11 protein-coding genes are annotated in these 12,416 nt (G+C 64.4%); 5 read left to right on the plus strand and 6 right to left on the minus strand.

Annotation, left to right across the window (positions count from 1 at the left end):
• Positions 1-58: 58 nt before the first annotated feature.
• The 3 genes from AC1RBA_RS15805 to AC1RBA_RS15815 form a co-directional block, all read right to left on the minus strand.
• Complete coding sequence (locus AC1RBA_RS15805; protein ID WP_070221817.1) at positions 59-1,051, minus strand: beta/gamma crystallin family protein; 993 nt, start codon at positions 1,049-1,051, stop codon at positions 59-61.
• Positions 1,052-1,153: 102 nt separating this feature from the next.
• Complete coding sequence (locus AC1RBA_RS15810) at positions 1,154-2,032, minus strand: beta/gamma crystallin family protein (protein ID WP_070221818.1); 879 nt, start codon at positions 2,030-2,032, stop codon at positions 1,154-1,156.
• Between the two features lie 180 nt (positions 2,033-2,212).
• Positions 2,213-2,890, minus strand: a complete 678-nt coding sequence (locus AC1RBA_RS15815; RefSeq protein WP_083293754.1) for a beta/gamma-crystallin — start codon at positions 2,888-2,890, stop codon at positions 2,213-2,215.
• A 192-nt stretch (positions 2,891-3,082) separates the two neighbouring features.
• On the opposite strand from AC1RBA_RS15815, the gene AC1RBA_RS15820 reads away from it, so the two are divergent.
• The 3 genes from AC1RBA_RS15820 to AC1RBA_RS15830 all read left to right on the plus strand — a co-directional run bounded on the left by AC1RBA_RS15820 (position 3,083) and on the right by AC1RBA_RS15830 (position 7,748).
• Complete coding sequence (locus AC1RBA_RS15820; protein WP_070313707.1) at positions 3,083-4,474, plus strand: MATE family efflux transporter; 1,392 nt, start codon at positions 3,083-3,085, stop codon at positions 4,472-4,474.
• Positions 4,475-4,507: 33 nt separating this feature from the next.
• Positions 4,508-5,347 (plus strand): PhzF family phenazine biosynthesis protein, encoded by an 840-nt coding sequence (locus tag AC1RBA_RS15825; RefSeq protein ID WP_492419008.1) that lies wholly within the window; start codon positions 4,508-4,510, stop codon positions 5,345-5,347.
• A gap of 190 nt (positions 5,348-5,537) precedes the next feature.
• Positions 5,538-7,748: a S9 family peptidase gene (locus AC1RBA_RS15830; RefSeq protein ID WP_492419010.1), complete on the plus strand. Its 2,211-nt coding sequence runs from the start codon at positions 5,538-5,540 to the stop codon at positions 7,746-7,748.
• A gap of 74 nt (positions 7,749-7,822) precedes the next feature.
• Here the strand turns inward: AC1RBA_RS15830 and AC1RBA_RS15835 are convergent, their stop codons facing one another.
• From AC1RBA_RS15835 to AC1RBA_RS15845, 3 genes are all read right to left on the minus strand, one after another.
• A complete protein-coding gene (locus AC1RBA_RS15835) occupies positions 7,823-8,008 on the minus strand; it encodes a CsbD family protein (RefSeq protein ID WP_034759763.1) in 186 nt (61 codons plus the stop codon).
• A gap of 174 nt (positions 8,009-8,182) precedes the next feature.
• Positions 8,183-8,818, minus strand: a complete 636-nt coding sequence (locus AC1RBA_RS15840) for a class I SAM-dependent methyltransferase (RefSeq protein ID WP_492419012.1) — start codon at positions 8,816-8,818, stop codon at positions 8,183-8,185.
• 66 nt (positions 8,819-8,884) lie between these two features.
• Positions 8,885-10,954 (minus strand): M13 family metallopeptidase, encoded by a 2,070-nt coding sequence (locus AC1RBA_RS15845; RefSeq protein ID WP_492419014.1) that lies wholly within the window; start codon positions 10,952-10,954, stop codon positions 8,885-8,887.
• Positions 10,955-11,109: 155 nt separating this feature from the next.
• Here AC1RBA_RS15845 and AC1RBA_RS15850 point away from each other — a divergent pair, with 155 nt between their 5' ends.
• Together AC1RBA_RS15850 and AC1RBA_RS15855 are read left to right on the plus strand one after the other, a co-directional pair.
• Positions 11,110-11,937 carry an HDOD domain-containing protein gene (locus AC1RBA_RS15850; RefSeq protein WP_070221822.1) on the plus strand — a complete coding sequence of 276 codons (828 nt, stop codon included), beginning with the start codon at positions 11,110-11,112 and terminating at the stop codon, positions 11,935-11,937.
• Between the two features lie 177 nt (positions 11,938-12,114).
• Positions 12,115-12,411, plus strand: a complete 297-nt coding sequence (locus tag AC1RBA_RS15855; RefSeq protein WP_070221823.1) for a flagellar protein FliT — start codon at positions 12,115-12,117, stop codon at positions 12,409-12,411.
• The last annotated feature ends 5 nt before the right edge of the window (positions 12,412-12,416 follow it).

Here is a 12,416-nt window from a genome sequence, read left to right on the forward strand (position 1 = left end):
AAACCGCCTGGCGGGATCAACCCGGCAGGCGGTCTGTCAGCACGACGTCAGGACGGGATCAGCGTACGCGGCGCAGCGAGGAAATCTGGTTTTCCATGCTGTTCAGGCGGCCATATTCGCCCGGCCCGATCACTTCGCAGCGGCCATGGAAGTTCGAATCGCTGCACACTTCCCACTGGCCCTCGTTGACGACGATGGACGAGGCGCGGTCGTTGAAGTTGTAGCGCACCAGGTCTTCCGCATTGCGGTCCAGCGCCAGCGGTTCGCCGCGCATGCCCGCTTCGGGGAACAGCAGGACGGCGCCGCGCTGCTGGTATTGCGGCTGCTGGTATTGCGGATACTGGGGCTGGTCGTACTGCGGCCGCTGGTACTGATTATCGTACTGCTGCTGGCGGCGCGCCTCGCGCTCGTCAACCATGCGCGCCGACGAGACGCGCCCATCGAGGCCGCGTCCCAGGTCGTCGTGGCGGCCAGGGCCGAAGATGCGGCACACGCCGTTGTAGTTCGAATCGCTGCACAGCTGCCAGTAACCGTTATAGACGACGATGCTGGTGGTGCGGTCGTTGAAACCGATATTGACGAAATCGTCCGTGTCGCGGTTCAGGCGCGCCGAGCCGCCATTCTGGCCCGCGCCCGAATACACTTCCAGGGTGCCGCCACGGCCATAGCCGCCATGGCCACGGTCGGGATCGCGTCCCGGGCGTCCTGGATTGTTGCCATCGCCGCGCCCCGACTCGCGTACCGAACTGATGGCGTCGTTCATGCCCGGCATCGAACGGTATTCGCCCGGTCCCAGGGTACGGCAATTGCCGCGAAAACCGGCATCGGTACACACATCCCACGTGCCCGAACGCACCAGGATGCTCGACACCTTGTCGTTGAACCCAAAGCGCGACAAATCGTCCGTCGTCTCGCGCAGGTTCACTGCGCGGCCACGCAGATCAACGTCTTCGAACAAGGTGATATCGCCTGCATGGGCGGCCGCATGGGCCCCCAGCGAGAGCAGCAAGGTCGCCGCGCATGCCAGCGTGTGTTTGAAAGGGCCCGTCATGATTAACTCCATTCTTCATTCTTTGGTGATGATTTGCCTGGCGGTTGCGCCAGGATGCTAGTGTAACAAATACAAGGCCATGCGGAAGGCCCGGTCATGCGTTCAGTACAGCCGGCGCAGCGAGGAAATACGCTTGTCGAGCGTCGTGTTCAGCACTTCATACTTGCCCGGCCCCATGCGCTCGCAGCTACCGTTGAACTGCGAGTCCGTGCAGACTTCCCAGGTACCCTCGTTGATGGCGAGGGATGCAGCCTGGTCGTTGAAGTTCAGGCGTACCAGGTCGCTGACGTCGCGGTTCACCTGCAGCCCAGGCCCCTTCAGGAACGCGCGGCCATACAGCACCACCAGGCCCTCGTCATTTTGCGGACGATTCTCTTCGCGCGGATCGACCAGGCGCGCAGACGACACGCGTCCATTCAGGCTGCCCAGGTCATCGTGGCTGCCAGGCCCGAACACGCGGCAGCTGCCACGGTAGTTGGAATCGCTGCACAACTGCCAGTAGCCATATTCGACACGCGCGCTGCTGGCGCGGTCGTTGAAGCTGATGTCGACCAGGTCGTCGCGGTCCGAGTTCACGCCGGCCGACGCGCCGCGCTGGCCGCCGTCGGCGAACAACTCCAGCGCCGCGCGGCGTCCACCGCCGCTGCCGCTGCCGCTGCCCTGCCCGGCGCCGGTTTCCCGCACAGACGAGATTTTATCGTTCATGCCCGGCATCGAGCGGTAGTCGCCCCGTTCCAGCGTCTTGCAATCGCCCTTGAAATCGGCATGCGTGCACACTTCCCAACTGCCCGAATCGACCTGGATGCTCGAGACGGTGTCATTGAAATTAACGCGCGACAAGTCGTCCGTCGTATCGCGCAAGACCACCACCCTGCCCTTGAAATTGTCATCGGTGTACAGGCGGATCTCGCCGGCCTGCGCCGCGAGGTGGACAAACAGCGAACTGGCACACAGCAGAGCAAAGGCGAACGGGCGATTCATGGGGCGGTCTCCGGTGGCGGCAAAGGTAAGTGATCGACATGACAACTGATGTCAGTGTAGCCATCCACAGAAAAAACGGTGTAACAAAGTATGCGAAAAGCACAATAAATTGTTACCAAAAGCAATAACAGGCCCCTGCGGGAGCCTGTTATTGCCACTTCGCGTACCGCCTGCCCCGCGTCAGCGCACTTCGCGCACCGACGAGATGCGGTTGCTCATGCGTTCCAGGCTCGCGTACTCGCCCGGTGCCAAGGTGCGGCAGCGGCCACGGAAGCCCACGTCTTCGCACACTTCCCAATAGCCGGATCGCACGCGCACGCTTTGCACCGTGTCATTGAAATCGCGCTCGCGCAAATCGGCCGAAGCGTTGCTCACGCTCAAGCTGCGGCCGGCGAAATCGTCGCGCGTATAAAAGGTCAGCTCGCCGCCCAGCGAGCGCCCGGGCAAATGGCCGCGCTCGCGGTCACGGTCACGGCGGCCGTCCCAGTCGCGTCCCCGGTCGCGCTCACCGTCACGGTCGCGGCCCCGATGGCCGTCCCAGCCGCCGCGCACTTCGCGCAGCGACGTGATCTTGTTGGCCTGGCCATCCAGTGACGGATACTCGCCCGTCTCGAGCAGGAAGCAGGCGCCGCGGAAATCGGCGTCCTCGCACGCTTCCCAGCGGCCCGAGCGCACGCGGATGCTTTGTGTCGTGTCGTTGAAACGCAGATCTTCAAGGTCGGCGACGGCGTCGCGCACGGTCTGCGAGCGGCCGTGATAATCGTCGCGCGAATACAGGGTCAGTTCGCCGGCGCCGGCCAGTTCGGCCGTCATGGCGGCGCCCAGCAACAGGGCGCAGTTCAGGGTATGTCTCAGCATGGTCTTGCTCCATAGTCAGGGTACTGCGGTTGACTATTTGGTCATTTTGCCAAATAGAGCGCGCAGTCTATCCGCGACTGGCCCACTTAGCTGTAACAAATGATTACCGTGCCGGTCCGGCCTCCGGGGCGCCCCGGCGGACAAGCACGGCGAATGCCGGTAGAATCTTGTGTTTAGTCAAGCTTGCCGCCCATGCCACACACTACCTCGTTCACCCTGCCCGCCATCCGCAATGAAGTCTCGTCGCTGTGGAAGCTGGCCTGGCCCATCCTGATCGGCCAGCTGGCCACCGTCGGCATGGGCGCAGCCGACGTGGCGATGACGGGACATACGAATCCCGAGGAACTGGCGGCCGTGTCGCTGGGCGCGGCCATCTGGTCCATCGTACTGGTGACGGTGAGCGGCATCATGATGGCGATCAATACCCTCGTGGCGCATGAAATCGGCGCGGCGCGCCACGACCGCGTGCCGCACATCGTGCGCCAATCGCTGTGGAAGGCGCTGCTCGTCGGCCTGGTCGCATGCCTGCTGACGAACATGGCGGCGCTGGTGTTCGACCACCTGATGCTGGAACCGGCCGTGGCGTCCAAGGCCAAGCTGTTCGTGCACATCATCAGCTGCGCGCTGCCGCCGTTCGCCGCCTACCGCGCGCTGTACGGCTACAGCACCAGCATCAACCAGACCAAGCCCGTGATGGTCATCGCGCTGGCCGCGCTGGCGCTGAATATTTTCGTCAACTACCTGCTGATCTACGGCCACTGGGGCATGCCGAAACTGGGCGGCGTGGGCTGCGCCGTGGCCACCACCTGCTGCGTGTGGATGATGCTGCTGGCCATGCTGGCGTGGATCCGGATCGCGCCCGCCTATCACGCCACGTATCCGTTCACGCACTGGGAATGGCCGCAACTGTCGTCCATCGGTCCCATGCTGCGCCTGGGCCTGCCCATCGGCGTCACGTATTTTGCCGAAGTGAGCGCCTTTGGCGTCATCAGCCTGCTGGTGGCGCGCTTCGGCGTGATCCAGGTGTCGGCGCACCAGATCGCCCTCAATTTCTCGTCCGTCGTCTTCATGGTGCCGCTCACCTTCGGCATCGCGCTGGTCACGCGCGTGGGCCATGCCGTGGGCGAAGCCAATCTGCGCCGCGCGCGCTTCATTTCATGGGTGGGCGTGGCCATGTCGCTGACGGCGGCCATCGTCTCGGCCACCCTGATCACCGTCTTCCGCCACCAGATCGCGCAAGCCTATACGTCCGATCCTCAGGTGCAGGCCCTGTGCGCGCAGCTGCTGCTGTTCGCCGCCCTGTTCCAGCTGTCCGACGCGACGCAGGTGGCCACTTCCTGCGCCATCCGCGGCTACAAGGTAACGCGCCAGCCGATGCTGATCCAGCTGCTGGCGTTCTGGGGCTTCTCGCTGCCGATCGGCTATGTGCTGGGCCTGGCGCCGCAAGGCTTCATCTGGTCGCCGGCCGAACCGATGGCCGCCGCCGGCTTCTGGATCGGTCTGGTCACGGGCCTGACGGTGGCCGCCGTGCTGCTGACCTGGTATCTGAACCGCCTGTCGCTGCAGCGCCTGCGCGCAGCCTGAGACAAGGAGCACACCATGCACAAGGAGCACACCATGCCGCAACCACGCCCCTTCAGGCAAGTCGACGTCTTCAGCACCACGCCCTTCTCCGGCAATCCGCTGGCCGTGGTGCTCGACGCGAATGGCCTCGACGATGCGCAGATGCAGGCCATCGCGCGCTGGACGGGCCTGTCGGAAACCACCTTCGTGCTGGCGCCGCGCGACCCGGCCGCCGATTACCGCGTGCGGATTTTTTCGCCCGAGATGGAATTCCCGTTCGCCGGCCACCCGACGCTGGGCACGGCGCACGCCCTGCTCGATGCGGGCATGCGGCCCAAGGGCACGCGCATCGTGCAGGAATGCGGCGTCGGCCAGGTACAGATAGAACGAGGCGCCGGCGGCGTGCTGGCGTTCCAGGCACCGCCCTGCAGCACGCGCGCGCTCGAACCCGCGCTGCTGCCGCTGCTGCAAACGGCGCTGGGCGGAGAACCGGCCGCAGGCGGCACCGTCGCCGACATGGGCATCCGCTGGCTGTGCGTGCCGCTGGCCAGCGCCGCGGCCTGCCTGGCCGTGCGCGCCGACGTCGCCGCGCTGACGCCATTGCTAGCCGCCGCCGGCGCCGACGGACTGGCGCTGTACGGCCCGCACGCGGCGGACGGGCCGGCCGACTACGAAGTGCGCGCGCTGCTCAGCGAACACGGCGCGCTGGTGGAAGACCCCGTCACGGGCAGCGCCAACGCCTGCATCGCGCACCTGCTGGCGGGCAGCGACTACACGGTCCGCCAGGGCACGTGCCTGCAGCGCGACGGCCGCGTGTCCATCAGTTTCCGCGCTGGTCACGCCTGGATAGGCGGCGCATGCCTGACCGTAATCGAAGGCATGATATTGGCCTGAACGGGGCAAAGCGCCATGGAATGGGCGGCTGCTGGACATTTTTGACGAAGGAAATACGGCCATGAACGGTTTATTCCGTGGCTGGCGCTATCGCATAAACAGGCACGCTCTGGTATCGTCTTACGCTTAGGCAACGCTCAAGCTCGCCTGTACATGCAGTGCCCTTCTTCTTCCAACTACCGAGACATCCATGCGTTTTATTCTTTGTTTTCTGGCCGCGATGGCCAGCGTTCCCGCATCGGCTGAAAAGCTGACCCTGGAACGCATCCACGCCGATCCGGCGCTGGCCGGCCCCGGCGTGCGCAACCTGAAGGTCTCGCCCGACGGCGAGCGCGTCACGTTCCTGCGCGGCCGCGCCGACAACCAGTTCCAGCTCGACCTGTGGGAATTCAAGCTCAAGGACAAGAGCACGCACCGCCTGGTCGACTCGAAGGCGCTGGTGCCGAATGAAACGATTTCGCCCGAAGAGCAGGCGCGCCGCGAACGCGAGCGCACGGCCAGCCTGAACGGCATTCTCAGCTACAGCTGGTCGCCCGATGGCAAGCAGCTGCTGGTGCCGCTGGCCGGCAATCTGTACCTGGTCGACGCGGCCCACCCGGACAAGGCGCGCCTGGTCGCCAAGGGCAATGTGCTCGATCCGAAAATCTCGCCGAAAGGCCGCTACGTGTCGTTCGTGCGCGACCAGAACATCCATGTGATCGACCTCAAGACGGACAAGGAACGCCAGCTGACCACCGACGGCAAGGGCACGATCCGCAACGGCGAAGCCGAATTCGTGGCGCAGGAAGAAATGGGCCAGCGCACCGGCTACTACTGGGCGCCCGACGATTCCGCCATCGCGTATAAGCGCTATGACGAAGCGCCCGTGCCCGTCGTGCGCCGCTTTGAAATCTTCGCCGACCGCACCGATGTCGTGGAACAGCGCTACCCGGCCGCGGGCGACCCGAACGTGCTGGTGCAACTGCTGATCGTCTCGCCGGAAACGGGCGTGCAGCGCCAGGTGGACCTGGGCACGAACCCGGACATCTACCTGGTGCGCGCCGACTGGAGCGCGGACGGCAAATCGCTCGTCTACCAGCGCCAGTCGCGCGACCAGAAGACGCTGGACCTGGTCGCCGTCGACGCGGCTACCCTGGCGCAGCGCACCCTGCTGACGGAAACATCGACAACCTGGGTCAGCATCCATGACGACCTGCGCTTCCTGTCGAACGGCACCTTCCTGTGGTCGTCCGAGCGCACGGGCCGCAACCATCTGTACCTGTACGACATGAGCGGCAAGCTGCTGCACCCCGTCACTTCCGGCGAGTGGGGCATCGACAGCGTGCTGGCCGTGAACCAGAAAACCGGTAAAGTGTTCGTGTCGTCGAACCGCGACGCCGTGATCGACAAGCAGACCTACGCCCTGGCCCTCGACGGCAGCACGGCCGACAAGCCGCAGCGCGTGACGAAAGCGGACGGCTGGCACGACACGACGTTCTCGCGCAATGGCGAAGTCTTCGTCGACACGTATTCCGACCCGGCCACGCCGCCGCAGGTGAGCATCCGCCGCCCGGACGGCGCCATGGTGAGCTGGCTGGAAGAAAACGCGCTCAACGCCAGCCACCCGTACTTCCAGTACAAGGCCGACCACCTGCCGACGGAGTACGGCACCCTGAAGGCCAACGATGGCCAGACCCTGCACTATTCGATCGTCAAGCCATCGAACTTCGATGCGGGCAAACGCTACCCCGTCTACCTGTCGACGTACGGCGGCCCGCACTCGCAGCACGTGGCGCGCCGCTGGGGCAACAACTTCGACCAGTACATGGCGCAGCAGGGCTTTGTCGTCTTCCGCCTCGATAACCGGGGCTCGTCGCGTCGCGAACGCGCATTCACGGACGCCATCTATCACAAGCTGGGCGCGGCCGAAGTGGCGGACCAGCTGGTGGGCATCGACTGGCTGGGCAAGCAAAGCTTCGTCGATGCGAAACGCATCGGCGTGTTCGGCTGGAGCTATGGCGGCTTCATGACCCTGCGCCTGCTGTCGGCCGCATCCGACAAGATCGCCATGGGCGTGTCGGTGGCGCCCGTGACCGACTGGTCGCTGTACGACACCCACTACACGGAACAATTCCTCGGCATGCCGAAGGAAAACGTGGACGGCTACAAGGCCAGCACCGTGTTCGCCCACCTCGACGGCCTGAAGTCGCCGCTGCTGCTGGTGCATGGCATGGCCGACGACAACGTCCTGTTCAGCAACAGCACGCGACTGATCGACGCGCTGGTCAACCGCGGCGTGCAGTTCGACCTGATGACGTATCCGGGCGCCAAGCACGGCATCTCGTCGCGCGCGGGCCAGCGCCACGTGTACAAGAAAATCGAGCTGTTCTTCAAGCAGAACCTGATGCAGCCAGCACAGTAAGTTTGCGCTGCATCAAATAAAAAACCGCCGCCTGTCTTGCGACAGGCGGCGGTTTTTATATGCTGGAGCAGAAATTATGGCTTGCGGGTCACAGTTTCGACTGCATCCTTGACGTCGCCAACTTTCTTCTGCACTTTGCCTTCGACCTGGTTTGCCAGGCCCTTGGCTTGCTGTTCTTCGCTGCCGACGACTTTGCCAGCGGCTTCCTGGATTTTACCGCCGACTTCCTTCAGTTTACCTTCGACTTGATCTTTGTTCATGATAAATCCTCATTGTAGTTGGTACATCTGTTGTCCAGCCCAAAGGGCCGGTACTGCGGCTCACACGCCGTTGCAAACTGCTTGCTGCGTGTCGATGTATCCATAGTACGCCCGAGGCCGCAAAAACTATGTACGGTTCCTAACACATGCCCAAATTCATACAAAATGCGTCCATCAGGCTGGCTTACGCCAGACGGTGGCCAGCCACGGCTGCTGTTCGCGCGGCAAGCCCGGCGGACGGTAGTACTGCTCGACGAGGGTAAAACCGGCCGCCTGCACGTACGTGGCCCAGCTCGCTTCGTCATGGTAGCTGCCGTAGCGCGCGCCATTCCAGCCTTCCTCGTTCTGCCCGCGCGGGTTCGAGCTGAACAGCACGCCGCCCGGTTTCAGGCACGCGTACAAAGCGCGCAGCACGCCGGGCAAGGCGGCGCTGGGCACGTGGAACAGCACGGCATTGGCGAACACGCCGTCGAAGTGTGCGGCGGGCAGGTCGAGGTCGACGAAATCCTGCTGCCACACGGTGCAGCCGCTGTAGGCGCGCGCCATCCCGACGAAACGGGAGCAGCCGTCGACGCCCGTCGCGTGGTGCCCCAGGGCCGTGAACGCCTTCAGGTCGCGGCCGGGGCCGCAACCGAGGTCGAGGATGGCCAGCGGCGCGGGCTTGCCGATGGCGTTCAGCAGCGCGGCGATGTTCTGGCTGACGTCGTGATCGCGCGTGCCTTCGAAAAACTGCTCGGCGCTGGCGTCGTAATGGGCCAGAGTGCGGCCCGTGATGGCGTGGATGGGATCTTGCGGTGGGGTCGGCTTCATGGCGCTCCAATCAGTAATCACGCCATTTTACGGTGCCGGCACGCTGCGCGCCGGCACCGCTTATGCCTACCAGACGCGCACGCGCTGTTCCGGCGCCAGGTACAGCTGCTGCCCCGGCTTGACGTCGAAGGCCGGATACCAGGCGTCGAGGTTGCGCACGGTGGCGGCGCGGTATTGCGCCGGCGCATGGCCATCCGTGAGGATTTGCTGGCGCGCCGCCGCTTCGCGCGCCTTGCTGCGCCAGCTGACGCCGTAGCCGACGAAGAATTCGCGGTCCGCCCCCGCCTGCGCCGGCTTGCCCTGCTGCGACAGGGTGAACGCGTCATAGGCGGCCGCCACGCCGGCCAGGTCGGCCAGGTTTTCGCTCAGGGTCAGCTGGCCATTCACGGCCAGGTCGGGGAACGGTTTGTAGGCGGCGAACTGTTCCACCAATTGCTTGGATGCCGCCTGGAAATGCGCCAGGTCGGCCGGCGTCCACCAGTCGCGCAGCTTGCCCTGGGCGTCGAACTGCGCGCCCTGATCGTCGAAGCTGTGGCTGATTTCGTGGCCGATGGTGGCGCCGATGCCGCCATAGTTGGCCGCATCGGATGCTTGCGGGTCAAAGAATGGCGGCTGGAGGATGGCGGCGGGGAAATTGAGCGCATTTTGCAGCGGCAGGTTGACGGCGTTGACCAGCTGCGCTGGCATGGCCCAGGCCTTGCGGTCGGGCGACTGGCCCAGCTTGGCCAGCTCCTGCCGGTAATGGAACTGCTCCGCCCGCTGCACATTGCCCAGCGCATCGCCGCGCACCACGCGCAAGCCCGCATAGCTTTCCCACTGTTCGGGGTAGCCCACGCCCACGTACAGAGTCTTGAGTTTTTCCTGCGCCTGCGCCTTGGTGGCCGGCGCCATCCAGTCCAGCTTGTCGATGCGGCGCGAGAAGGCGGCGACGATATTCGTCACCATATCTTGCACACGGGCTTTCGATTCAGGCGGGAAATAGCGTTCCACGTACAGCTTGCCGACGGCGTCGCTCAGGGCCGCATTCGTCGCGGCCAGCGCCCGCTTGCTGCGCAGCGACTGCTGCGGCGTGCCGCTCAGGGCGCTGCCATAGAAGGCGAAGCGCTGGTCGGCCGCCGCCTTCGGCAAGATCGTGCTGAAATGGTTGACCGCGTGGAAGGTAAGGAAATCTTTCCACGTGGCCAGCGGCACGCTCGCCACCAGCGCGGCGCTGCCCGTCATGGCCGTCGGATGCCAGACAATGAAATCCGTCTGCTGGCCCAGCCCTGCCGCCTGGAAGAAGGCTTTCCAGTCGAGTCCCGGCGCCTTGCTGGCGAAGTCGGCGGCGCGCCACGCATTGTTGCCCTTGGCCACATCGGCCGAATCCTCGCGGCTGGCGTGACTGGCGGCAATTTGCTGTTCCAGCGCAAACACGCGCGCGGCGCGGGCCGGCGCATCGCGGTAGCCGGCCTGCTTGAGCATGGCGGCAATATGCGCCTGGTAGCCCGCGCGCAAGCCCTGCATGCGCGCGCTGTCGCTCTGGTAGAACGCGCGGTCGGGCAAGCCCAGTCCGCCCTGCAGCAGGTAGGCCACATTGCGCGTGGTGTCGTTCAAGTCTTGCGCGACCCACAGGCCGAACAGGTTTTCCGTATAAAAATTGGTGGCGTTGAGCGGGTCGACGTCGGCGCGCAGGCTCTCGCCCAGCGCGCGGGCCAGCCCTGCCTGGTCGCGTATGCCGTCGATCTTCTTGAGCAGCGGCTTGATCGGCGCCCAGCCTTTCGCTTCGATAGCCGCTTCATCCATCCAGGAACGGTAAAAATCGCTGACCTGGCGCGCCGATGCATCCGCCTGCGGCGCCGCCGCCAGGCCTTCGACGAGGCCGATGATGCGCTCGTTGGTGGCGTTGGCGAGGATGGCGAACGAGCCCCAGCTGCTGCGGTCGGCGGGAATTTCCGTGCTGCGCAGCCAGTCCCCATTCACGTAATCGTAGAAATCGTCACCGGGCAAGGCCTTCGCGGCAGCGGGGGCGGCGACGCTGGCGGCCCCTTGCTGGCCATGCGCCCGGGCGGGCAAACCGGTCAGCGAAACGCCGGCCAGGGCGAGGATGATGGCGGCCTGGACTGGCGTCCGGGACCAGGAAAAACGCAAACCGTGCATGGCGATCCTTTCGATGTAATAGCCAAAATCATAACCTGAAAATCCTGCCTTTTTGGGGCGAAAAAGCATCCCCTAACTTTTTTGCATGCGGACAAAAAATCGGCATATAGTGGCACGACCGCATCCCGTACCGCACGAACGCCAAGGAGATTGCCATGCAACTGGAAGCGCTGTTCCAGCATCCCCACGCCCTGCCTGCCGCCCCGAAGATCGTCGATGAACTGGTGCGCAGTTTCGACAACCCCGCCATCGCCACCGAAGACATCGCGCGCAAGCTGGGAGCGGACCCGGCCTTGAGCGCCAAGCTGCTGCGGCTGGCCAACTCGGCCTATTACCATGTGTCGCGCAGCATCGGCACGGTGGAAGATGCCGTGCTGATGCTCGGTTTTGTGACCGTGCGCACCCTCGTCATCAGCTCGGGCCTCGTCAGCGGTTTCAAAGCCGTGCCGGGCCTGAATTTGCCGCAGTTCTGGCGCTACAGCCTGCACAGCGCCGTATCTGCCCGCTGGATCGCGAAGCAGACGGGCGACAACCAGGATCTGGCTTTCACCATCGGCATGATGCATGCGATCGGACAACTGGTGATCCATGCCGCCATGCCCGAGCAAGCAATGCAGCTCGACAAGATCGCCCCGCCGCTCGACGCGCGCCGGCTCGACGCGGAGCGGGTGTCGCTGGGCTACGATTATGCGCAGGTGGGCGCCGAACTGGCGCGCCGCTGGAAGTTTCCGCCCGCCTTTGCCGAGGCCATCGCCGCCTTCCCCGCTCCGCTGGCCAAGCCACCATTGAACCGCCTGGCCGCCATCATCCACCTGGCCGCCTGGCGCGCGCGCATCGATGAAAACCAGCTGAGCAATGAAGAAATCATCGCCTGCTATCCCAACGCGGTGGCCGAAGCGCTCGGTTTGCCGCCCTCCGTGCTGGTCGACAGGATGCCGCCGCTTGCCGAACTGAGCGCGGGCCTGGAAGAACTCGTCAAGTAAGCTGGCCGTTGCCCGCATCGCCAACCGAGCAGGCATGCGGGTTTGCGGGCATGCCGGCTGCCCGCAAAAAAACATCCAAATTATTTTCACTTTTTTTCAAAAACACCCTCAAGTTCCCGTTGGACCCGCCGTTAATCTAGACAAGCGGTAATCCATTCACTAGTTACGGGTGTGCTCATGACCTCCAACGACGTTCTCTCGATGTATGAAAATATTGCAGGAATGACCAATCAAATGGTCGTGGCCGCACGTTCGAGCGACTGGGATGGCTTGGATACCCTGGAAAACCAGTGCGCCAGCGCCGCCAGCGCGACCATGACGGGCAAGGCGCCTGCCCTGGCCGGCGCCTCGCGCCTGCGCAAGATCGACTTGCTCAAGCAAATCCTGGCCAATGACCGCGAAATCCGCGCCATCACGGAACCGTGGATGACCCAGCTGTCGAACGCCATGCCAGGTTCGCGCGCCCGCATGTAAGAAGC

The organism is Janthinobacterium sp. GW823-FHT03B06 (assembly GCF_058796955.1).

Bases quoted from the DNA above. Each gene is read 5' to 3' on its own strand.
- AC1RBA_RS15810 (WP_070221818.1), bottom strand. From the start codon at position 2,032: ATGAATCGCCCGTTCGCCTTTGCTCTGCTGTGTGCCAGTTCGCTGTTT.
- AC1RBA_RS15820 (WP_070313707.1), top strand. From the start codon at position 3,083: ATGCCACACACTACCTCGTTCACCCTGCCCGCCATCCGCAATGAAGTC.
- AC1RBA_RS15830 (WP_492419010.1), top strand. From the start codon at position 5,538: ATGCGTTTTATTCTTTGTTTTCTGGCCGCGATGGCCAGCGTTCCCGCA.
- AC1RBA_RS15805 (WP_070221817.1), bottom strand. From the start codon at position 1,051: ATGACGGGCCCTTTCAAACACACGCTGGCATGCGCGGCGACCTTGCTG.
- AC1RBA_RS15825 (WP_492419008.1), top strand. From the start codon at position 4,508: ATGCCGCAACCACGCCCCTTCAGGCAAGTCGACGTCTTCAGCACCACG.
- AC1RBA_RS15815 (WP_083293754.1), bottom strand. From the start codon at position 2,890: ATGCTGAGACATACCCTGAACTGCGCCCTGTTGCTGGGCGCCGCCATG.
- AC1RBA_RS15850 (WP_070221822.1), top strand. From the start codon at position 11,110: ATGCAACTGGAAGCGCTGTTCCAGCATCCCCACGCCCTGCCTGCCGCC.
- AC1RBA_RS15840 (WP_492419012.1), bottom strand. From the start codon at position 8,818: ATGAAGCCGACCCCACCGCAAGATCCCATCCACGCCATCACGGGCCGC.
- AC1RBA_RS15855 (WP_070221823.1), top strand. From the start codon at position 12,115: ATGACCTCCAACGACGTTCTCTCGATGTATGAAAATATTGCAGGAATG.
- AC1RBA_RS15845 (WP_492419014.1), bottom strand. From the start codon at position 10,954: ATGCACGGTTTGCGTTTTTCCTGGTCCCGGACGCCAGTCCAGGCCGCC.
- AC1RBA_RS15835 (WP_034759763.1), bottom strand. From the start codon at position 8,008: ATGAACAAAGATCAAGTCGAAGGTAAACTGAAGGAAGTCGGCGGTAAA.